General features: G+C 64.8%; 18 protein-coding genes. 5 read left to right on the forward strand and 13 right to left on the reverse strand.

Annotated features, from left to right (window positions below; all coding sequences use genetic code 11):
- Positions 1-46: 46 nt before the first annotated feature.
- The 3 genes from CLV47_RS08325 to CLV47_RS08335 are packed head-to-tail and all read right to left on the reverse strand — an operon-like array spanning position 47 to position 3,314.
- On the reverse strand, positions 47-1,156 hold the full coding sequence (locus tag CLV47_RS08325) for a class II histone deacetylase (RefSeq protein WP_106348635.1): 1,110 nt from the start codon (positions 1,154-1,156) through the stop codon (positions 47-49).
- 17 nt (positions 1,157-1,173) lie between these two features.
- On the reverse strand, positions 1,174-2,082 hold the full coding sequence (locus CLV47_RS08330; protein ID WP_106348563.1) for a MaoC/PaaZ C-terminal domain-containing protein: 909 nt from the start codon (positions 2,080-2,082) through the stop codon (positions 1,174-1,176).
- Positions 2,079-3,314 carry a CaiB/BaiF CoA transferase family protein gene (locus CLV47_RS08335; RefSeq protein ID WP_106348564.1) on the reverse strand — a complete coding sequence of 412 codons (1,236 nt, stop codon included), beginning with the start codon at positions 3,312-3,314 and terminating at the stop codon, positions 2,079-2,081. The genes CLV47_RS08330 and CLV47_RS08335 overlap by 4 nt, the downstream gene beginning before the upstream one ends.
- Positions 3,315-3,543: 229 nt before the next feature.
- Between CLV47_RS08335 and CLV47_RS08340 the strand changes: the two genes are divergently transcribed.
- A complete protein-coding gene (locus CLV47_RS08340) occupies positions 3,544-4,221 on the forward strand; it encodes a TetR/AcrR family transcriptional regulator (protein WP_106348565.1) in 678 nt (225 codons plus the stop codon).
- 69 nt (positions 4,222-4,290) lie between these two features.
- On the opposite strand, the gene CLV47_RS08345 is transcribed toward CLV47_RS08340, so the two are convergent.
- Entirely contained in the window at positions 4,291-6,690 is a 2,400-nt protein-coding gene (locus CLV47_RS08345; RefSeq protein ID WP_106348636.1) for an ATP-dependent DNA ligase, read from the reverse strand.
- 79 nt (positions 6,691-6,769) lie between these two features.
- On the opposite strand from CLV47_RS08345, the gene ku reads away from it, so the two are divergent.
- Positions 6,770-7,687, forward strand: a complete 918-nt coding sequence (gene ku, locus CLV47_RS08350) for a non-homologous end joining protein Ku (protein WP_106348566.1) — start codon at positions 6,770-6,772, stop codon at positions 7,685-7,687.
- Between the two features lie 72 nt (positions 7,688-7,759).
- Here ku and CLV47_RS08355 read toward each other — a convergent pair whose 3' ends face one another.
- Positions 7,760-8,683 carry a slipin family protein gene (locus CLV47_RS08355; protein ID WP_106348567.1) on the reverse strand — a complete coding sequence of 308 codons (924 nt, stop codon included), beginning with the start codon at positions 8,681-8,683 and terminating at the stop codon, positions 7,760-7,762.
- 119 nt (positions 8,684-8,802) lie between these two features.
- On the opposite strand from CLV47_RS08355, the gene CLV47_RS08360 reads away from it, so the two are divergent.
- Positions 8,803-9,486, forward strand: a complete 684-nt coding sequence (locus CLV47_RS08360; RefSeq protein ID WP_106348568.1) for an HAD family hydrolase — start codon at positions 8,803-8,805, stop codon at positions 9,484-9,486.
- A gap of 4 nt (positions 9,487-9,490) precedes the next feature.
- Here CLV47_RS08360 and CLV47_RS08365 read toward each other — a convergent pair whose 3' ends face one another.
- From CLV47_RS08365 to CLV47_RS08375, 3 genes are all read right to left on the reverse strand, one after another.
- Positions 9,491-9,856: a type II toxin-antitoxin system VapC family toxin gene (locus CLV47_RS08365; RefSeq protein ID WP_106348569.1), complete on the reverse strand. Its 366-nt coding sequence runs from the start codon at positions 9,854-9,856 to the stop codon at positions 9,491-9,493.
- Positions 9,853-10,098 (reverse strand): AbrB/MazE/SpoVT family DNA-binding domain-containing protein, encoded by a 246-nt coding sequence (locus CLV47_RS08370; RefSeq protein WP_106348637.1) that lies wholly within the window; start codon positions 10,096-10,098, stop codon positions 9,853-9,855. Before CLV47_RS08370 ends, CLV47_RS08365 begins: the two co-directional genes overlap by 4 nt.
- Positions 10,099-10,237: 139 nt before the next feature.
- The gene (locus tag CLV47_RS08375; protein ID WP_106348570.1) at positions 10,238-12,220 is read right to left on the reverse strand and encodes an acetoacetate--CoA ligase; all 1,983 of its coding nucleotides are present in this window, start codon (positions 12,218-12,220) and stop codon (positions 10,238-10,240) included.
- Between the two features lie 123 nt (positions 12,221-12,343).
- On the opposite strand from CLV47_RS08375, the gene CLV47_RS08380 reads away from it, so the two are divergent.
- Positions 12,344-13,138, forward strand: a complete 795-nt coding sequence (locus CLV47_RS08380) for an SDR family oxidoreductase (RefSeq protein ID WP_106348571.1) — start codon at positions 12,344-12,346, stop codon at positions 13,136-13,138.
- A gap of 78 nt (positions 13,139-13,216) precedes the next feature.
- Here the strand turns inward: CLV47_RS08380 and CLV47_RS08385 are convergent, their stop codons facing one another.
- Genes CLV47_RS08385 through yczE form a run of 3 tightly spaced genes read right to left on the reverse strand, consistent with a single transcriptional unit; the run spans position 13,217 to position 17,211 of the window.
- Entirely contained in the window at positions 13,217-15,154 is a 1,938-nt protein-coding gene (locus tag CLV47_RS08385) for a vWA domain-containing protein (protein ID WP_106348572.1), read from the reverse strand.
- Entirely contained in the window at positions 15,154-16,557 is a 1,404-nt protein-coding gene (locus CLV47_RS08390; protein WP_238145280.1) for a sigma 54-interacting transcriptional regulator, read from the reverse strand. Before CLV47_RS08390 ends, CLV47_RS08385 begins: the two co-directional genes overlap by 1 nt.
- Positions 16,558-16,566: 9 nt before the next feature.
- Positions 16,567-17,211 (reverse strand): membrane protein YczE, encoded by a 645-nt coding sequence (gene yczE / locus CLV47_RS08395; RefSeq protein WP_202862463.1) that lies wholly within the window; start codon positions 17,209-17,211, stop codon positions 16,567-16,569.
- Between the two features lie 82 nt (positions 17,212-17,293).
- Between yczE and yczR the strand changes: the two genes are divergently transcribed.
- Positions 17,294-18,742, forward strand: coding sequence for a MocR-like transcription factor YczR (yczR, locus tag CLV47_RS08400; RefSeq protein WP_202862464.1), 1,449 nt, complete (start codon positions 17,294-17,296; stop codon positions 18,740-18,742).
- A gap of 334 nt (positions 18,743-19,076) precedes the next feature.
- On the opposite strand, the gene CLV47_RS08405 is transcribed toward yczR, so the two are convergent.
- Together CLV47_RS08405 and CLV47_RS08410 are read right to left on the reverse strand one after the other, a co-directional pair.
- Positions 19,077-19,391 (reverse strand): hypothetical protein, encoded by a 315-nt coding sequence (locus CLV47_RS08405; protein ID WP_106348573.1) that lies wholly within the window; start codon positions 19,389-19,391, stop codon positions 19,077-19,079.
- Positions 19,392-19,419: 28 nt separating this feature from the next.
- On the reverse strand, positions 19,420-20,481 hold the full coding sequence (locus tag CLV47_RS08410) for an MBL fold metallo-hydrolase (RefSeq protein ID WP_106348574.1): 1,062 nt from the start codon (positions 20,479-20,481) through the stop codon (positions 19,420-19,422).
- Between the last annotated feature and the right edge of the window lie 30 nt (positions 20,482-20,511).

Consider the following 20,511-nt stretch of genomic DNA (forward strand, 5'->3'; position numbering starts at 1 on the left):
TCTCCTTCGTGAAGACGATCAAGGCCGAGGCCTTTGGCATAGGGGTCTATCGAATGCACTTCAACGTCGTGACGGCGTTGTCGATGTAGGCGGTTTGGTGTGGCTGCAACTCGAGCATCGGATTGGTCACGAGCCGCTCAAGACAGGGATCGTCTGCGGGGCTCTTGATGCCACTGAGTGCCTCGATGACTGCTAGCCCGCAGAACGGGACATAGAACGCTGAGTAGCCACCCTCGTGTACGACAAGAACGCGATCGTCACACAACTGCCGCGCCGATTCGAGCACTTGCTCGGTCATCCATCGGTAGTCACCACTGTTGAGCATCATCCGGCCGTTTGGGTCGAAGTTGCCCGAGTCGAAGCCGCTGGCCACGACAATCATCTCGGGGCGGAACTTCGCAAGGGCGGGGATGACCACCCGCTCGAACGCGCTGCGGTACGCGCCGCCACCGGATCCAGGTGGCAGTGGGATATTCAGGCATGAGCCCTCCGCCTCCGCGCCGCCACGCTCGCCAACGAGCCCAAATTTGGGAAAGAGTCGATCCTGGTGCATAGAGATCGTCAGGACGTTCGGATCGTTCCAGAAGATGTCTTGAGTCCCATTGCCATGATGCACATCCCAGTCGACGACAGCTACGCGCTCCACGCCGTACTTTTTGCGAATGTCGTGGATCGCTAGCGGGATGTTGGCGAACACGCAGAATCCAAGACCCGTGTCGGGAAGGGCGTGATGGCCCGGCGGTCTGGTGAGGGCATATGCATTCTTCACATCGCCGCGCGCTACGGCCCCGGCCGCGTCCATGACGCCACCGACCGCGAGCCGGGCGATCTCCAGATCGCCGCTGCTGAACGTCGTACGACCGATGCCGATATCCGCTACTCCGCCGCGAAACTGAGCATCCTGCTCTTTGAGATAACTCAGATACTTTCCGGTGTGTACGACGAGCAGTTCTTCGTCGGAGGCAACATGCGGCGTGATGCTGTGAAGTTGGTCGGACAGCCCACAGGCCGAGACCAATGACGCCAGTCGTCGCTTCGTTTCGCCGTTCTCCATATGTATGTCTGGCTCACCCCAGCCGCCAGGCGGTATTACGCCGGCGTACCGCCCGGTGTCGTACCAGCCATAGCGCTCGTGCCAAACCCATCCGGTGGTCATATCGTTCCTCTCGATGGTCACATTCCCTGTGCAGCAGGCTGCTGGTTCGATTTGCGCTGCAAGCCGCCTACTGCGAAGTAGCCGTCGGAGATCGCCGGCGCGCCTTCCTCGGTGACCAACTCGAAGCGAAACTGCGTGTCTAGCTCGGCGTGTGCGTATACGTCCATCCGCACGCGAGACGGGCACAGAACCATCGCGCCGAGACGGCCCCTAAACCGGCGTACCCGTGTCGGGTCCCCTCCGCACTCGTAGTTCGTGAGGCTGCTCAGTGCATAGGCGAAGGTCCCGGTGCCATGCAGGATGAGGCCTGGCAACTGCGCCTTCTTGGCGACTGCCATGTCTGTGTGTATCGGGTTGTAGTCCCGAGCACACTCCGAGAACACGTGCGGTGCAATGGAACTGAGTTCGATGGTCTCCGAGCGGACCGGCTCAGTCAGCCATCGCGGATCAGGCATTTCAGGTACCTCGGGAGCGACGTCGTCGCCGTCGCTGACCTCGGCGCCGCGGTAGACGGTGCTCGTGTACGACGTTGCAACGGGCCGACCGGCAGCATCCGAGGTGACCACTGCAATGGTCATGCGCGCTCCGGATCGCCGCCGCTCGACGCCGACTACCCGCGCGATGCTGCTCAACTCGTCGCCAGAAACTATCGGCCGATGCAACCGCGTGTCGTTGAAGGAGTGCACACCGCTGAGTCGGTCCGCATCGGTCAAGCCGACGATTTTGTCGTGCAGTTCGCCGATTGCGTCCCATTCGAGATGCGAAACGTAGTTGGGGTGCGCCGGAAGCAGCCTTCCGTCGAGATTGTCGAAGTACACCGGATTGGTGTCGCCTACCGATGCGGCATAGTTCATCACCCACCGGTCCTCGAGCAACTCATACGCTGCCGCGCCTTCGCATCCGACGTTCTTGACCGAAATCGTCATTTTGTGCCCTCCGAGCTGGTGAGAATTCCTTCCTTGATGAGGTCATCGACCTGCTCGTCGTCTAGCCGCGCGATCTCGCGCGCCACCCAGCGGGTGTCGGCACCCACTCTCGGTGCGCTCACCTGCGTCAGGTCAAGCGACGTCCCGATCTTGATCGGGTTGCCCGCGGTGTCAACGCTCGCGCCGTCCCCGCTATCCACTCGGATCCGCATCCCTCGTGCAGCCGTCTGTGCCGATCCGAGGACTTCACCTGGGTGCCGGATGACCGCAGCAGGTACGCCGCGGGCGATCATTGCCTCGACGGCCTCGTCTCGGCTGACACCGGCGAACCATTTCTCCAACGGTTCTCTAATTACCTCTTCGTATCTGGCCACTCGTTCCGGTCCTGTAGAGAGGCCGTCGAGGAGATACAGGTCGGGCTGGCCGATCGCCTCGCAGTACCCTTTCCACTGCCGGTCCGTCGTGACATCAATGCACACGAAGCCGTCTGACACCGGGAATACGCCGTATGGGCAGTAGAAAGGGTGCGCCGCCGGGTCCCACTGTTTGCCATACAGCTCGGCATAACTGATCTTCAGTTCGTTGAGCGAAAGCATCGAGTCGTACATGGCGACGTCGACCCGCTCACCGTGGCCGGTCGTGTTGCGGCGATACAGCGCCATTAGTATCCCGCTCAACGCATGGAGAGACGGAAACATGTCGCCGACCGGCGGCCCGACCGCTCCTGGTATCGACTCCGGTCCTTTGGGGACGCTAATCCCGGCCTCGTACTCCGCGACCACGTTGTACGCGGGGCGATCACGGTTGGGTGACGCACTGTGCCCGAACCCGCTGATCGAACAGTAGACAACCCGCGGGTTCAGCTCTGACACACGTGCCGCCCCGAGCCCGAGCCGCTCCATGACTCCGGGTCGAAAGTTCTCTATCAAGACGTCTGCCGAGGCGATGAGTCGCTCCAGCACCACGAGCCCCCGGGGATGTTTCAGATCAAGCGCGACGCTGCGCTTCGCCCTGTTCATCCGCAGGAAATACGCCGAAATTTGCTCCCCGCCCGGTGTGTCCAGGAACGGCTCGAGATGTCTGGTGTCTTCGCCGTTGCTTGGCTCTACCTTGACCACGGTCGCACCAGCGTCGGCCATCAGCATCGTGCAGTAGGGGCCGGCGATGTAGCGCGTCAAGTCGATTACGACCAGACCGTCAAGCATCTTGTTGGGCAGGGATTCGATGACCATAGGTGTCCGTTTCTCATCAACGATTGGCACCGCGACGCGGTGAAAGAGTGAGAATCCGCCAGGGTGGCGACGTATATAAGTACCGCTCGTCTGCGCGGATTTGCCGCGAAGCGCTTGCACAGTAGAGATCTGCGGGATCACCGTAAATCTAAGTAATTACTTATCTTGGAGATGGACGCTAACATGAGCGGCCAAAGATGGTCAACAAAAAGATCGGAAGTCGATAGCCATGGCAGGCACGGACTCATCGGAGCCCGGCTGTAATCAGCGCCGGCAGGTCCGACGCATTCCTACACAGCCCCGAGCGCAGAAGACTGTTCTCAAGATCCTTCAGGCCGCGACCGACATCTTGATCGATGACGGCCTCGGGGGTCTCAATACCAACCGGGTCGCGGAAGTTGCCGGGATCAACGTCGCGACCGTTTACTCGTACTTCCCGGACAAGTTGGCTATCCTCCAGACTCTTGCCGAGCGATTCGAGGACAAGCGCTCCACCTACATCGAGTCCCGCACAGGTGAACTGGAGACCACCAACGACTGGATCAAATGGCATTCAGAGGTCATTGACCGGATGGTGCAGTTCCGGCTGGAGGAGCGTGGTGGCCTGGCGATCCGTCGAGCGTTGCTCGCCACCCCCGAGTTGCGGTATATCGACGACGATTCAACGCGCCGCTCGTCGCACGCCCGATTCATCGGGCTGCGGGCCCACGCTCCAGAAGTTGACGAAGATCAACTCCAGCGAGTCGCGCAGATAACCACGGAGCTTGCCACCAGCCTGTTGGACAGCGCCTTTCGCGATGACCCTTACTGCGCCGAGACGATCGCCGAACTCAAACGAGTCGAGGAGGCCTATTTGAGCCTCTATCTCACAAAACCGACCAGACGATCTCGACCCAAGAGACGCTAGCGTCCGGCGAAGTGGTCGTTATTGCGACCGTTTTGCCGGACGCAAGACTGGCGGGCAAAACTGCCGGAGTCAGTCTTCGCGTACGACGTCGGCGGGGTCCTTATCCGGACGCCAGCCCCGCCACACCGGGTGACGTAGGCGCAGGTCCCCGGTCCACTCCGAGGCGACCACCTCTCCGACGTACTGCGGTGTGACCCACCGCGCGTCGGCGGCGTCGGCATCCGGTACGCCGGCCGCCGGGCTGGTCTTGCGTTCAATCGCGCTTAGCCGCTCGGTTGTCTTGCTGAGCTCCCTCTCGGTGAAGCCGCTGCCAACCCTCCCGACGTAGGTCAGCTCGCCGTCGACGTTGACCCCAAGCAGCAGCGATCCCACCCGGTGCGCGCGCGATCCCTTCCCCGGCCGCCAGCCAACGATGACGACCTCCTGGGTGAGCTGGTGCTTGATCTTGACCCACGTCCGGCCGCGCCGACCGGGTTGGTAGATGCTGTCGCTGCGCTTGGCCATGATGCCTTCGAGCCGCAGGTCTTTACTCGACGTCAGCGCCTCCTCCGCCTCACCCTCGAACGCCGGCGGTACGTGAATGTGTTTGGCGTCCAGGCCATCGAGCAGGCTCACTAGCTCGTCCCGCCGCTCGGCGTACGGGCGCCGTACCAGTGAGGTGCCGTCCGAGTAGAGCAGGTCGAAGGCCATGAAGTGCACCGCGATCTTCTTCGCCGCGCGGTCGACCTCGGCCTTCTTCGTCAGGTTCATCCGGCTCTGCAGTACGCCGAAATTAGGCCGGCCGTCCTCCAGCGCGACGATTTCACCGTCGAGCACGATCTCCCGGTCCGGCAGCATCTTCGTCAGCTCCTGCAGCTCGGGGTACGACGCCGTCATGTCCAGACCCCTGCGGCTGGTCAACGTGAGAGCTCCGTTCGAAATCCTAGCTATAGCGCGGATCCCGTCCCATTTGACCTCATAGGACCATTTCGCGCCGTCTTTGAGATCCGTCAAGTCTCCTGCGGTAGCAAGCATCGGCTCGATCGACGGCGCAGTGTCGCTGGAGCTTTCAGCCGCAGGGCTCTGATCCTTCATCAGATGGATCAGCCAGTTCTTCTCGGCCTTCGCGTCTTTGCCACCGGTGTGGATAAGCGCGTAACGCCTCGGCTTGTCCAGCCCTCCGCCCTTGCGCCCGTGCAAGGTCGCGATCACTTCCTTGCCGTCGCGCCACTTTTCCAGCTCGTAGGTGCCCGCGTCCCAGATGCTGACCTCGCCTCCGCCGTACTCTCCCTTCGGGATCGTCCCCTCAAAGGTGCCGTACTCCAGCGGATGGTCCTCGGTCTGTACGGCGAGGTGGTTCTTGTCCTGGTCGGTCGGCGGCCCCTTGGGGATCGCCCACGAGACGAGTACGCCGTCCCGCTCGAGTCGAAAGTCGTAGTGCAGCCGCCGCGCATGGTGCTCCTGGATGACGAACGACCGGCCGTCGGTCTCGCCGGAATGGCTGTCCGGCAGCGGTTCCGGGGTCTTGCTGGCATCACGCATGCTGCGGTACGTCGTCAGGCGGTCCCGCTCAACAGCCGATCCGGTGCGGCCCTGCCGGCCGTCGATGAAGGCCATCGGGTCGTCCCGCTCGGCCATCCGGACAAGCACCTCGTCCAACTCCAGCTGGATCAACTCGCCGTCTAGCTCCTCCCAGTCGCGAGGTACGGCGACGGTCGGGCGCACCCGGCCACGCAGTGAGTACGGACAGACCGTGGTCTTGTTGCCGTTGTTCTGGCTCCAGTCAACGAGGACTTTGCCGGTGCGCAACGCCTTTTTCATGTCGCTCACGATGAGGTCCGGATGGTCGGACTCCAGCGACCGGGCGAGCTCGTGCGCGACATCCGATACCTGCGCCGACGTCTGCGCGCCGTTGAGCGGCGCATAGAGGTGGATTCCCTTGCTGCCACTGGTTACCGGCACCGACCGTAGGCCCATATCGTCGAGGATCGCGCGGCAGTAGCGCGCCACCTCGGCGCACTCCTCGAGTCCGGCGCCGTCTCCCGGGTCAAGGTCCAAGACCAGTCGGTCTGGATTTTGCCGCGACCCATCGGAGGCGAACTTCCACTGCGGCACATGCAATTCCAGCGCCGCGATCTGCGCGAGCCACGTCAACGTCGCGATGTCGCCGACGATCGGATAGCTGTTGGCGCGCGTGCTGTGCTCGATGTCGCGGCGCTCGACCCACGGCGGCGTACCTTTGTCGAGGTTCTTTTGGAAGAAAACCTCGCCCGGGTCATCCTCGGTGCCTACGCCGTGCACCCAGCGCTTGCGAGTGACGGGGCGGCCGGCGGCATGCGGGATCAGGAAGGGCGCGATCTGCGCGTAGTAGGCGATCACGTCGCCCTTCGTCGTACCGGTCTGCGGATACATCACCTTGTCGAGATTGGTGAGTTTGAGCCGCTGACCACCGACCTTTACGACCTGTTCGGTCTCCGACTGCTTCGCCATACCATTAGTCTCGTTGGTAATGACGAGATAGCAAACTAGGCGCTCCACGCGGCGCCCAACAGAGCGGAGTTCGATCGGCATGAGAGCAATATGGAAGGGATCGGTTGCCTTCGGGCTCGTCAATGTCCCGATCAAGCTCTACAGCGCGACCGAGGACCACGACGTATCACTGCACCAGGTGCACAACGAGGACGGCGGCCGGATCCGCTACCAACGCAAGTGCGAGAAGTGCGGCGAAGTGGTGGCGTTCAAGGACATCGACAAGGCGTACGACGACGGCACCGCCACCGTCATCTTGACCAATGACGACTTCGCCGCGCTACCAGAAGAACGCAGCCGCGAAATCGAGGTCGTCGAGTTCGTGCCATCCGACCAGATCGACCCGGTCATGTTTGACCGCAGCTACTACCTCGAACCGGACTCCACTTCGCCGAAGGCCTACGTGCTGCTGCGCCGTACTCTCGAAGAAACCGAGCGTACGGCGATCGTACGGTTCGCGCTGCGGCAGAAGACCCGGCTCGGTGCACTGCGGGTGCGCGACGACGTACTGATGCTGCAGACCATGCTCTGGGCCGACGAGGTGCGCGAGGTCGACTTCCCGTCACTCGAGGAAGACGTGCGGATTTCGTCGAAGGAACTGCAGATGTCCGCGTCACTCGTCGACTCGTTCTCGGACGACTTCAAGCCGGATGAGTTCCACGACGACTACCAGATCCAGCTGCGCAAGCTGATCGAGGCGAAGATCGAGCAGGGCGACGCGCTCGACACCGAGAAGACGTTTGGTGAGAGCACTTCGGAAGAGGACGACGGCGGCGAAGTCATCGACCTCATGGAGGCCCTGCGCAAGAGCGTCGAGAAGAACCGCAAGCCCGCCGCGGCAGATAAGGCGTCGCCAGCGAAGAAGGCGCCCGCCAAAAAGGCCGCGGCAAAGAAAACGCCGGCGAAGAAAGCGGCACCCAAGAAGAAGACCACCGCTCGTAAGCGCTCGGCCTCATAAACCGCTAACGTCCGGCGAAGTGGTCGTCCCGGCGACCACTTTGCCGGACGCAACGGATGATGCAACCGGTATTTACGACGTACCGAGGTCCGGCGAAGCGAGCGACTTGAGGAAACTTGCCAGCTCGGGTGAGCCCGACGGCTCGATTGACAACGGTTCCGGTACGTCGACCGGCTCCTCGTCGGTCATCGACACTTCCGGCTCGTCCGACTTGACCGTGTCGGCGCGTGGAGCCTCAGCCGGAGTGTTGTGCTCTAAAAAACGCAACAACTCGACCGGGAAGGGAAGCACGAGGGTCGAGTTCTTCTCTGCCGCCACCTCGACGACGGTCTGCAGCAGCCGCAGCTGCAGCGCGGCGGGCGTCGCGGACATCGCCTTGGCCGCCTGCGACAGCTTCGTCGAGGCTTGAAGCTCGCCATCGGCGGTGATCACGCGGGCGCGGCGTTCGCGTTCGGCTTCGGCCTGCCGCGACATCGAGCGCTTCATCGACTCCGGCAGTGCCACGTCCTTGATCTCAACCCGGTCGATGTGCACGCCCCAGCCAAGCGCGGGACTGTCGATCATCAGCTCAAGCCCCTCGTTGAGCCGTTCCCGATTGGACAGCAAGTCATCTAGGTCGCTCTTGCCGATGATCGAGCGCAGTGACGTCTGCGCGACCTGCGCAATCGCGGAGCGATAATCCTGTACGTCGACAGCAACCCGTTCGGGATCGACCACTTTGTAGTAGACAACGGCGTCGACCCGCACGGTCACGTTGTCGCGGGTGATTCCGTCTTGCGCGGGCACCGGCAGCGTGATGATCTGCATGTTGACCTTGACCAACTTGTCCACGAACGGCGTAATGAGCGCCAGTCCCGGACCGCGCGGCGTCGACGTGACCCGCCCCAGCCGGAACACCACGCCACGCTCGAATTGGTTGACCACTCGGGCGCTCGCCGATATGAGCACCAAGCCCAAAATGACGATGACGATGATCAGCCCGTAAACAACACCCATCTCAAACCTCCGCATCTCCCCCACCTAGACGGGGCTGATACGTGTCTCTATAGGTTCTAAACTACGCCCGGTTGCCACGCCATGCGGCGTACCGGAACCCCGACCCGATTGGCGATTTGATGACCTTGAACCTCCGTGCTGTCCTGTGGGATATGGACGGCACGCTGATCAACACCGAACCACTGTGGGACGTCGCGCTGCGCGAGTTGACTGCGTCGTACGGCCTCACCTGGACGCCAGACGACGCGCACAACGCCGTAGGACAGCCGTTGCCGGCCACCGCCGAGACCCTGCGCGGTCGCGGGGTGACACTCGAGAACCGCGCGGTCATCGAGGCGCTGAGCGCACGCGTCGAGGAGCAGCTCGACCGCGGCTCCGGCGTACTGCCGTGGATGCCCGGCGCGCTGGACCTCCTCGCCTCGATCACGGACGCCGGACTACAGGTCGCCCTCGTCACCAACGCGTTCGGCGACCTCGCGCGCAAGGTCGTCGCCGCGGTCCCGGGTACGCCGTTTCGGACCGTCGTGGCCGGGGACGACGTAGCGGTCGGCAAACCCGAACCCGACTCCTATCTGCTGGCCGCGCATCGACTCGGCGTCCAGCCCGCGGAATGCGTCGCCCTCGAAGACTCCGAAACCGGCGCGCGTGCAGCAGAAGCGGCGGGCATCCGCACGTTGGTCACGCCCGGCTGGCGCGGCGTACCGGCGAGTCCGAGTCGGTCTCGTGTCCGCAGCCTCGACGGCATCGCTCTTACAGACCTGCAGGCGATCCGCGCCGGCAAGACGATCGACTCCCTCGACTAGCGGGTCACCTGATCTGGCGAACGATCTCAGATTCGCCCCATGCCTTGTCCGCCGTCCACACAATCGCGCCCAGTCTGGTCCCGGTGGCTAGACATAGCCGGTCCGCAAGCGACAGCCCCTCTCCACGACGCCATCGCCGGGCCGCTTCCTCGGCATCAGCCCGCGTCACTGGCTCGACCACCAAGCCATAACTACCGAGAAGACCCGACGCTAGTTCCCAATCACCACTCGCGGCGCGGGTCTTCTGCGCAACCTCCGACCAGTTCGCTGCACTGCAGCGACCATCGACGAGCAACTCCCGCTCGACGGTGTCGGCACCGTCCTCGCCCTGGAGGAAACAGAGCAGAGCCGAGGCATCGAACAAGTTCACGCAACATCCTCAACGGCGGCGGCAGCACGTCGTTCGGCTATCAGCTGGTCGACGAGGCTATCGCCGGCGAGACTGTCGCGGACCAGTTTCTTGGCTTGTTCACGAGTCGCGATCACGATGCCCTGCGGGGTATCGAGGAGCACGAGCGGCGAGCCTTTCTCCAGGCGCAATCTCTCGCGCAGTGGCGCGGGGAGCACCAAACGACCGCGATCGCCCATCACGACGGGATATGTCCCACTCATGATGTCAAAGTACCACCGCATGCACATGGATGGGAGTGCCGCGGATCGGCGGGGATTTTGTGACGGACGGACCGGTACTTTGTGACGGACCGGCGGGGATTTCGTGACGGATCGGGGGGTATTTTGTGACGGATCGCGGTTAGAGGCGGGTTTGGACCTCGGCGTACCGCGTGCTGGCAATCGCGCGGAAGTTATCCATCAGCTCCGGTACGTCGACGACATCCGGATTGACGACCTCCTCGTACGCCGTACCCTGGATCAGCCGCTTGATCGGCACCTCCAGCTTCTTGCCGGTGCGGGTGTGCGGAATGCCTGGTACGGCGTGGATCTCGTCAGGCACATGCCGCGGCGAGGCCTGCTCACGGATCCGCTGCTTCATCGTCGCGACCAACTCGTCGGTCAGCTCGTAGCCGTCCTGCAGTACGACGAACAGCGGCATCCAATACCCGCCGTCGGCCTCTTCGGCGCCGATCACCAGCGACTCGGCGACCTCGTCCATGGACTCGATCGCGGCGTAGATATCGGCCGAACCCATCCGTACGCCGTTGCGGTTGAGCGTCGAGTCCGATCGTCCGTGCACGACCACGCTGCCCCGGTCGGTCACCGTGATCCAGTCGCCATGCCGCCACACGCCGGGGAAGTTGTCGAAGTACGCCGCGTGGTACTTCTTGCCGTCGGGGTCGTTCCAAAACTTCAGCGGCATGCTCGGCATCGGCTTGGTGATCACCAGTTCGCCGACTTTGTTCAGCTGCGGCTGGCCGTCGTCACTCCACGACTCCATCGCGATCCCGAGCCCACGCACCGACAGTTCGCCCGCCCAGACCGGCACGTTGGGCGCGCCGTTGGTAAACGAGCCCGCTACGTCGGTGCCGCCGCTCATCGAGAACAGCGGGATGTCGCCGACTTCGCTTGCGACGTACCGATAAGCGCGGTCCGGCAGCGGCGATCCGGTGCTGCCGACGATGCGCAATGCAGAGAGATCGAAGTCCGCCGACGGATGCACTCCCTGGTCCTGCGAGGCGGCGAGGAATCCCGGGCTGGTGCCGAAAATCGTCACCTTGTTATCGGCGACGACCTTCCACAGCGACGCAGCGTCCGGTGCCATCGGCGAACCGTCGTAACAGACGACCGAACCGCCCGCGGAGAGGCCGCCGATCAGGCAGTTCCACATCACCCAGCTCGGCGAGGTGTACCACATGAAACGGTCGGTGCGTTTGAGGTCCCAGTTGAGCCCGAGCAGCTTGGCCTGCTCGACGACGACGCCGCCATGCGGGTGCACCATCCCCTTCGGCAGGCCCGTCGTACCGGACGAAAACAGGATCCACAGCGGGTGGTCGAACGGCAGGTCCGCCGGCTCGAACGGAACGTCGGCCGCTACCGCTTCGGCGTACGGCGTGCAGTCCTCGACGCCCGGTTCGAGGCCGAGCCGGCTGACGCCGATCACGTTTTGAACCGTGGGCAAGCCCGCCCGCAGCGTCTTGACCGCCGCGCGCTGGTCGCGTTGTTTGCCCCCGAACCAGTGCCCGTCCGCGGTCACCAGCAGCTTGGGCTCGAGTTGCGCGAACCGGTCGATCGCGGCTTGCGGCGCATAGTCCTGACCCACGCCCGACCACAGCGCGCCCATCGACACCGTCGCAAACGCGGCGACCAGCGTCTCGCCGATATTGGGCAGATAGCCGACGACGACGTCATTTTTCTGGACGCCGAGCCGGCGTAGCGTCGCGGCGAACGCGGCCACTTGGCGCCGCAGTTCGCGCCACGTCAGCTCGGCGTGATCACCGGACTCGCCGACCGTCACGATCGCGACGTCATCGTCGTTGCCGCGGCTAAGGATGTAGGCCGCAAGGTTGACGTGCGCCCCGGTGAACCACTTCGCGCCGGGCATCTCCGCGCTCGCCAGCACCTCGTCGTACGCCCCCGGCTTGCCGATCTCGAAGTATTCCCAGATCGCGGACCAGAACCCGTCCAGATCCGTCGTCGACCATTCCCACATCGCCGTGTACGTCGAAACGTCGATGCCGCGGCGTTCCTTGACCCAGTCCGCGAACTTCGCGATGTTGGTCTGGGCGATGTACTCCGGAGAGGGGTTCCAGATAACTGAGGGTGCGGCGTTGTCGGACATGAAGTTCCCCCTAAGTCGTACGCGTGATCTCGGTCGTCGAGCGCAACTGCCAAGATGGTCTTGAGTCAGATCGTAGTCAACGCGCGATAGACATCGGCGTACCGCCAATAGCAAAGGACCCACATGAGCGACACAAACGCAATCCAGTCACTATTTGGACTCGACGGGAAGGTCGCCATCGTCACCGGTGGTGGCCGCGGAATTGGGCTGATGGCTGCCCGTGGACTCCTCCAAGCCGGCGCCCGGGTCTACATCGCCTCACGCAAGACGGCCAACATCGAGGCCGCGGTCAAGGAACTCTCGGCGTACGGCGACGTCATCGGGATGAGCGCGGACCTGTCGACCAACGAGGCCTGCATCGCGTTTGCCGATGAGATCAAGGCTCGGGAGGACCACCTCGACATCCTCGTCAACAACGCCGGCGCGACGTGGGGCGAACCGCTGCGCGGCTACCCCGCAGCGGCCTGGGACCGGGTGCTCGACATCAACGTCAAAGCGCCGTTCTTCCTGGTGCAGGCGCTACTTCCGCTGCTGGAGAAGAACGGCTCGCAGGACGACCCGTCACGCATCATCAACATCGGCTCGATCGACGCGATCCACGTGCCGCGGCACGAGGCGTTTGCCTACGGGCCGAGCAAGGCCGCGATCCACCAGATGACCCGCGTACTCGCGGCGAACCTCGGCGAAAGCTGGATCACCGTCAACGCCATCGCGCCCGGCCCGTTCGAGTCGAAGATGATGGCCTCGCGTCTCGCGGAGGACGCCGAAGGCATCGCCGCCCGCTCGCCGCTCAACCGGATCGGCCGGCCGGACGACATCGCCGGCGGCGTGGTGTTCCTGTCCAGTCGCGCGGGCGCCTACCTGACCGGAGCGATCGTGCCGATCGACGGCGGGATCGGCACCACCGCCGGCGCGTAACCGGCGCACGGCGCGTTGTCAACGATCGGTGCGTAACCTGCGTACGGCGCCCGAGGCGGTCCCGACGGTCGCGCAGCGTTACCGGCGGTTGCGGAGGTAGTCGGCCACCACGGCCGCGCCGAGCCCGTCCAGGTCCGGCGCGACGACCCGGCCGCCGATCCGCCGGGCGATCGAGTCGACGAACCGGCCGAGGCCAGGGTCGTCGCCGAGCCGGAAGATCGTCACCTGCGCGCCGAGCTTGGCGACCGCGTCGAACTCCTGCACGGTGCGGGCGATCGTCAGCGGATGCGGCGGGTAGTCGAAGAATGCGTCCCCGTCATCGAGCAGATGCGAGGTCGGCTCACCATCAGTGACGATGAGGATGACCGGCTGCGCGTTGGGATGTTTGCGGATGTGCCGCTCGGCCAGCAGCAACGCGTGATGCAGGTTGGTGCCCTGTTCGTAGAGCGCCTCGAGACCGGTCAGTTCCGCCGTACTCATCGTCTTGGCATACCGGCCGAACGAGATCAACTCGAGGTGATCACCGCGGAAGCGGGTGCTGATCAGGTGGTTGAGCGCCATCGCGGTGCGTTTCATCGGCACCCAGCGCCCTTCCATCACCATCGAAAACGAGATGTCGGCGAGCAGCGCGACCGCGGCTTCGGTGTGCTGCTCCATCTCAACGACCTCGACGTCGTCGATCGACAGCTTCACCGAACCGCTCGTCGCGCCGGTGCGCAGTACGGCGTTGGTGACCGTCCGCGTGACATCCCACGGCTGCACGTCACCGAACTCCCACGGCCGGCTCGAGCCGGTCAGCTCCGCCGCGCCGCCGGAGGACGGATGCTCCCGTTCCCCGCGCCGACCAGACAACCGCTGAGCGATATCGCGCAGCGCCACCTCACCGAGCCGGCGCATCGACTTCGGCGACAGCCGCCACGTCCCGTCCGGCATCCGCTCGATGAAGCCGCCGTCCTGCAGCGCGCGTTCGAGCTCGGCCAGCGTCTTGACGTCGACCCGGGCGTCGTCGCCGAGGTGCTCGACGAGCTTGTCGAGGTCGATGTCATCGAGGGTGGCGCCGGCGTACGACTGGGCAAGCTGCTCACCCAGTTGGTCGAGCTCGCCGATCTCGGCCATCGCGCGGGCACCTTCACCCATCCCGAGACCCTGCTCGCCGCGGAACCGTTCGGAGCCGTCCCAGTCCTCACTCGGTCGCGCATTACGCAGATTCTGGTCGAGCTGGGAGAGCTGCTGCATCAACGACGGGTTGCCAAAAGCCTGCGAGGCCAGCGCATCGAGCTCGGCACGCTGCTCGTCGGTCATCGAGTTGCGCATCCGCTGCGCGGCAGCCGCCCGCTGAGCGAGCGAGTCGAGCAGCTCTTCGACGTTCTTGGGGTTATCCGGGAAATACTCCCCGTGCTTGTCCATGAACTCGTCGAACTGCTCCTGCGTGTCCTCGCCACGCGCATGCGCCTCGAGCAGGTCGTTGAGGTCGTTGAGCATCTCCGAGACCTGCTGCCGGTCCTCGTCGGTGGTGTTCTCGAGGGCCTTCTTGATCCCCTCGAACCGTTGGTCCAGCAGCTCGCGGCCCATCAGGTCACGGATCTTGTCGTAGTCGGCCTTCGCCTTGGGGCTGCGCCACTTGTAGTCAGCCAACTCCTGCACCGCTTTTGCCGGGGACGGGCTGAGCTCGGCGATCTGCATCTCGGCGAACCGCGCGTCGTCGTCCATAGCTCGCGCCAGCTCCTTGCGCTCCTCCAGTACGGCGGAGTCCAGCAGCTTCTTGACCTCTTCGAGCGTGCCGCCCAGGTTGTTACGGCGCAGGATCTCCTGCCGACGCTTATTGACCCGCCGCGCGAGATCGTCCAGCCCGCGCTGGCCTTTCATGCCGCGGCGCAGAAGTTGCCGCAGTGCCTGGCGCGGCGACGTACCTTCCATGACGTCGTTGCCCAGCTCACTGAGCGCCTCGCGCAGGTCGACCGGTGGGGCCAGCGGATCGGGCCCCTCGTGGTAGCGGCCGTACCGGGAGCGCGTCATCAGCTGTACACCGTTCTCCCACCGGCGGCGGAATCCTCGACGTCCTTGCTGATCCGTCGCGCGAGGTAGAGGCCTTCGAGCGCGAGCTCGGCGGCGGAGGCACGTTCGCCATCGCTCGTCGCGCCCAGCCGCTCGGCGGTCTCGTCGACCGCGTCGTCATCGGGCAGCGAGTCGAGCAGCTCGGTCGCCGGCACGCGTTCGCCGGTGACGACGGCCGGGCCGGTCTCCAGCGCGCTGACCAGGCCGGCCATGTCGATCCCGCCGAGGTGCGCTTGTACGGCGTCGGCGGTGGCGCGGCGTAACAGGTGCTCGAGGACGTCGCGTTCGCGTCCCTCTTCGCCGCTTTCGAACTCCAGCTTGCCGCCGAGTACGTCGATCACGGTCGCGAGGTCGACCGGTCGCGCGACCGCGTCGGGCTCACCGGTGACCGCGGCACGGTGGATCGCCGAAGCGGACACCGTCTCAGCGGCTGCAATCGAGAATCGCGCGGACACACCGGAGCGCTGGTCCACCGAGGGCGATTCGCGCAGGTGGCGGGTGAGCCGGGCGACGATCTCCAGGAGCACGTCCGGTACGACGGCCTCCAAGCGCGCCTCCTGCGCGATCACCGCGACCTCGTCGGCCAGCTCGAGCGGGTAGTGCGTGCGCACCTCGGCGCCGAACCGGTCTTTCAGCGGGCTGATGATCCGGCCGCGGTTGGTGTAGTCCTCGGGGTTGGACGAGGCGACGAGTAGTACGTCGAGCGGCAGTCGCAGGTTGTAGCCGCGGATCTGGATGTCGCGTTCTTCCATCACGTTGAGCAGCGCGACCTGGAGTCGTTCGGCCAGGTCAGGGAGCTCGTTGATCGCGACGATGCCGCGATGCGCCCGCGGCACCAGACCGAAGTGGATCGTCTCGGGATCGCCCAGGCTGCGACCTTCGGCGACCTTGACCGGGTCGACGTCACCGACCAGGTCGCCTACGGAAGTATCCGGGGTGGCCAGTTTCTCGGCGTACCGCTCGTCGCGGTGCCGCCACTGCACCGGCAGGTCGTCGCCGAGCTCGGCGGCCCGGCGGATCGAGGCCGGCGTAATCGGGTCGAAGGGGTGCTCGCCGAGCTCGGAACCGCCGATGACCGGCGTCCATTCGTCGAGCAGCTGCACCAGCGCGCGCAGCAGGCGGGACTTGCCCTGACCGCGCTCGCCGAGCAGTACGACGTCGTGCCCCGCGATCAGCGCACGTTCGAGCTGTGGCAGGACCGTGTTGGAGAAGCCGAGGATGCCTGGCCACGGGTCGTCGCCGGCGCGGAGTTTGTCGAGGAGGTTGGCGCGCATCTCGTCTCGGACCGAACGCGCGACATGGCCACTTTTACGAAGTTCGCCGACGGTCGTAGCCGCCGGCGCCTGGCTTTGGGTGTTGGTCACACCACAACGCTACGAGTCTTGCGCGGGAATTGCTACGGGCGCGATCGGCTCCGTCGCGTGAGGCTGGCGCGACCGCGCCCCCTTTTGGTGGTCGAACCACGGAATCGTGAGGTTGCACAGCGGCCCGACCAGCGTCGCAAACAGCACGGTGCCTGGGCCGACGTTGCCGCCCATCGCCCAGCCGGCACCGAGCACCGTGAGCTCGACGAGGGTCCGGCCAACCCACAACGGCCACCCGGTACGACGATGAATCCCAGTCATCAGCCCGTCTCGCGGACCGGCTCCGAACCGCGCACCGATGTAGAGCCCGGTCGCGACCGCGAGCAGCGCGAGTCCGGCGGCGAACACCGGAATCCTGGCCCAGATTCCGGTGATGTTCGGAATCAGCCACAGTCCGAACCCCGCGGCCGGGCCGACGATGAGCACGTTGAGGACGGTGCCGATGCCGGGCCGTTCGCGCAGCGGAATCCAGGCCAGGAGTACGGCGGCCCCGACGACGACCGTGAGCAGCCCGAAGCCCCAGCCGGTCTGCCGCGAGATCCCTTGCGTCAGGACGTCCCACGGAGCGACGCCGATGGCCGCGCGCACCATGAGCGCAATCGCGACGCCGTACAGGACGAGGCCGAGCAGGAGTTGGAGGAGCCGTTTAGTCACGCTTTCATTGAAGACGGCAATTGGCCTGCATTCAAGAGACCAATTCGAGACTATTGGCCCGATTGTTGCCTATAGTGGTCCTATGCCCGATGTCCAGATGAGCGCTCGTGCGCTCGCCGGCCTCCTTGGTGACTGGCGCGGCAGCGACGGGGCGTACCGCGCATTGTCCGACCGGATCCAACTACTCATCCTGGACGGCCGGATCCCTGCCGGCACCCGGCTGCCAGCCGAACGCGAGCTCGCGACGATTCTCCAGCTGAGCCGCACGACGGTAGCCGCGGCGTACGGCCGCCTGCGCGACCGTGACTTCCTGCGCAGCGTGCGCGGATCCGGGAGCATCGCCCGGCTCCCCGGCGTACGTCCGGTTTCAACGTCGCTGGGTGAAGGCCCCTGCCTCGACTTCAGCAAGGCCGCGATGCCGGCGATCTCGCAGGTCACTGCGGCTTCCGTGGCCGCCGCAGAGCAGCTGCCGCGATTCTTGACCGGCTACGACTACGACCCGGTCGGGATCGGCGAGTTACGCGCGGGAATCGCCGACCGCTATACCGCGGCCGGACTCCCGACCAACGAAGACCAGATCATGATCACGCTCGGCGCGTTGAACGCGGTCGGCCTGGTAGCGCGCAGCCGGATCGTGCGCGGCGATCGGACGGTGATCGAGATGCCGTCGTACCCGGTGGCGTACGACGTCTTGCGTACGACGGGCGCGCGGCTCGTGCCGATCACCGTCACCACGCAAAGCCCGGATCGGACAACCGGCGGTTGGGACGTCGCGATGGTCGAGCAGGCGATCGAACGGACCAGCCCCGCGCTCGCCTACCTCATGCCCGACTTCCACAACCCCACAGGCGCGTCGATGCCCGCGGACGTACGGGCCCGGATCTGCCGGGTCGCCGCCCGTCAAGGCACCATGATCGTTATCGACGAGACCACCGCGGACCTGGACATCGACCGGCGTACGGACTTCATGCCGTTTGCGGCGTACGACGAGTACGGCGCCGAGATCGTCACCATCGGGTCGGCGGGTAAGACCGTTTGGGGCGGGCTCCGACTGGGCTGGGTGCGCGCCGACGCGGCGACCATCGACAAGCTCGTCGCGGAGCGGGCGGCGTACGACTTGGGGACCCCGGTGCTCGAGCAGCTGATGTTGCTGGAGCTGCTGCCGCACCTGCCCGAGATCATCGAGACCCGGCGCTCGCAGCTAAGGGAGACCCGCGACCGGCTCGAAGTACTGCTCGGCTCGCACTTCCCCGACTGGACCGTGCCACACATCGACGGCGGGCTGGCCGTCTGGGTCGGACTCGGCGCCCCGCTGAGCTCTCAGCTCGCGCTCGCCGCGCGCAGCCAAGGACTAGTGATCGCCGCCGGACCGCGGTTCGGGATCGACGGCGCGTTTGAGCGTTTCCTGCGCGTGCCGATCACCTACGGACTGGATGAAACCGAGCGCGCGATCGAAGCGCTTCAGAGGGCATGGCAGGCGATCCTTCGTACGCCGATGCCTGTCACGGCCGATCTCACGCCCGTCATCTGACCCGCCGCGGCGATCCGTCACGAAAAGTCAGCCATCCGTCACGCCCGCACCTCACGTTCGATCCGGGTTGCGTTTCCGGCCGGCAGAACACAAGCAGCGTGGATTGGATCGGCTTTGGCGTCCCGTTCCGACGGTTCTCATACATTTGTGCCGATTGGCAGCCAGATTTCGTCTTGGGCGTTGCGAAACGACACACGTGTATGCGGTTGGCGTGATCAGCGATGCCGGCGAAGAGTGGCCGGGCCAGGGGCGTTACTTCCCGTGTTCAGCACGCGTAAAACTCAGGCACAGTGCACGCGAGGCGACTTCCCGCGGATCGCGAGGCGGGCGGGAGTTAGCTGGACTCGCCGTACTTGCGGTGCACGTTTTTGAGTTGGGTCGCGGCCGCGCCGCCGGCGACGAGCGCAAGTAGCACGGCAATCACGTCCATTACCGACCCGCCGGTCGTCATCAGCAACGCGACCAGTGAGCCAGCACCGGCGACGCCGACGGCTGGCCACTGTTTCGAGACGTACTTGCGGGTCACTTCGCCACCCGGGCGCTTCTTGGCGACGCTGTCGAGCAGCTTGAGATATGCCCCGTCCGCCACAACCGCGAGCACGCCCACGATCGCGACGAGCACGGCTATCAGGTTAATGATGAAGCCCATCGCGCGGTCTTCCTTTAGGAGAGGTGAATCAGGCTTCGGCGATCCGCCAACGACGAATTCCGTAGCCCTCCATAGTCACAACGCCGCGCTGGTGCAGAAGTTCCACGTGCGCCACAGCCTCGCCGAGAGCGGACCGCCGCTGCTGGGGTCCGAACGACTCCCACGACCGCGACCACGTGAGTTCCGCGGCCAGATCGTACGCCGTGATCCCCGGGCGCGACTTGACCAGCTCGCGAACCTCCTCGAGCCGCTCCTCGTGGTGCTCGACCAGTTCGACGGTGCGTTCCTTGATGCCCGCGAACCGGTACTCGTGGCCTGGCAATCCCTCGCAGTTGTCGACCTTGAGCGAGATGTCGCCGACCTTGGTGAGCGAGTCGATGTACTTCGCGAGCGAGTCCGGAGGGTTGTTGGAATGCACCGAGATATTAGGCGTGATCCGCGGTAGCACGTGATCGCCGGTGAACATCACCTTGCGCTCAGCGTCGAGGAAACACATGTGGCCGGGCGTATGTCCCGGCGTCCAGATCCCCTCGAGGTTCCAGCCTGGCAGATCGAGCTGGTGGCCGTCCTCGATGAGAATGTCGATCGGCTCGTCACTGACCAACGAGCGGAACTCGCGGCCGGTCGGGGAAAACTCGCGCGCTTCGTCTTCCGGTACGCCGTCGGAGAGCATCGCGCTGAACCCTTCAGCGGTCCAGTTCTTAGCGTCGTCAGCGTGCGTCATCAACGTCGCCGCCTCGGCGCGGTGCAGCGTGATCCGCGCTCCGGTCTCCTCGCGCACCCGCCGAGCCAGCCCGAAGTGGTCGGGGTGCACGTGCGTGATCAGGACGTCCTTGATGTCGCTGAGCTGATAACCGCCTACGGCGAGACCGTTGACGAGTGTCTCGTAGGACTTTGTGTCATTCCAGCCCGAGTCGATGATGGCGATGCCGTCGTCGAGCTCGAGGACGTAGACCAGGACGTAACGCAGCGGCGCGATCGGGATCTCGACGGGAATCGACCAGAGGCCAGGCTGTACCTGTTCGACCGGTGGCAGGACGCGTTCGAGCCACGCCGCCTTCTGTTTGTGTCCGGTAACTTCCGCAGCCATTATGTAGTGCTCCTGGTCCGTGCCTGTTCA

The sequence above is a fragment of the Antricoccus suffuscus genome (genome assembly GCF_003003235.1).
Classification (GTDB): domain Bacteria; phylum Actinomycetota; class Actinomycetes; order Mycobacteriales; family Antricoccaceae; genus Antricoccus; species Antricoccus suffuscus.

Bases quoted from the DNA above. Each gene is read 5' to 3' on its own strand.
- CLV47_RS08325 (WP_106348635.1), bottom strand. From the start codon at position 1,156: ATGACCACCGGATGGGTTTGGCACGAGCGCTATGGCTGGTACGACACC.
- CLV47_RS08330 (WP_106348563.1), bottom strand. From the start codon at position 2,082: ATGACGATTTCGGTCAAGAACGTCGGATGCGAAGGCGCGGCAGCGTAT.
- CLV47_RS08335 (WP_106348564.1), bottom strand. From the start codon at position 3,314: ATGGTCATCGAATCCCTGCCCAACAAGATGCTTGACGGTCTGGTCGTA.
- CLV47_RS08340 (WP_106348565.1), top strand. From the start codon at position 3,544: ATGGCAGGCACGGACTCATCGGAGCCCGGCTGTAATCAGCGCCGGCAG.
- CLV47_RS08345 (WP_106348636.1), bottom strand. From the start codon at position 6,690: ATGGCGAAGCAGTCGGAGACCGAACAGGTCGTAAAGGTCGGTGGTCAG.
- ku (WP_106348566.1), top strand. From the start codon at position 6,770: ATGAGAGCAATATGGAAGGGATCGGTTGCCTTCGGGCTCGTCAATGTC.
- CLV47_RS08355 (WP_106348567.1), bottom strand. From the start codon at position 8,683: ATGGGTGTTGTTTACGGGCTGATCATCGTCATCGTCATTTTGGGCTTG.
- CLV47_RS08360 (WP_106348568.1), top strand. From the start codon at position 8,803: ATGACCTTGAACCTCCGTGCTGTCCTGTGGGATATGGACGGCACGCTG.
- CLV47_RS08370 (WP_106348637.1), bottom strand. From the start codon at position 10,098: ATGAGTGGGACATATCCCGTCGTGATGGGCGATCGCGGTCGTTTGGTG.
- CLV47_RS08375 (WP_106348570.1), bottom strand. From the start codon at position 12,220: ATGTCCGACAACGCCGCACCCTCAGTTATCTGGAACCCCTCTCCGGAG.
- CLV47_RS08380 (WP_106348571.1), top strand. From the start codon at position 12,344: ATGAGCGACACAAACGCAATCCAGTCACTATTTGGACTCGACGGGAAG.
- CLV47_RS08385 (WP_106348572.1), bottom strand. From the start codon at position 15,154: ATGACGCGCTCCCGGTACGGCCGCTACCACGAGGGGCCCGATCCGCTG.
- yczR (WP_202862464.1), top strand. From the start codon at position 17,294: ATGCCCGATGTCCAGATGAGCGCTCGTGCGCTCGCCGGCCTCCTTGGT.
- CLV47_RS08405 (WP_106348573.1), bottom strand. From the start codon at position 19,391: ATGGGCTTCATCATTAACCTGATAGCCGTGCTCGTCGCGATCGTGGGC.
- CLV47_RS08410 (WP_106348574.1), bottom strand. From the start codon at position 20,481: ATGGCTGCGGAAGTTACCGGACACAAACAGAAGGCGGCGTGGCTCGAA.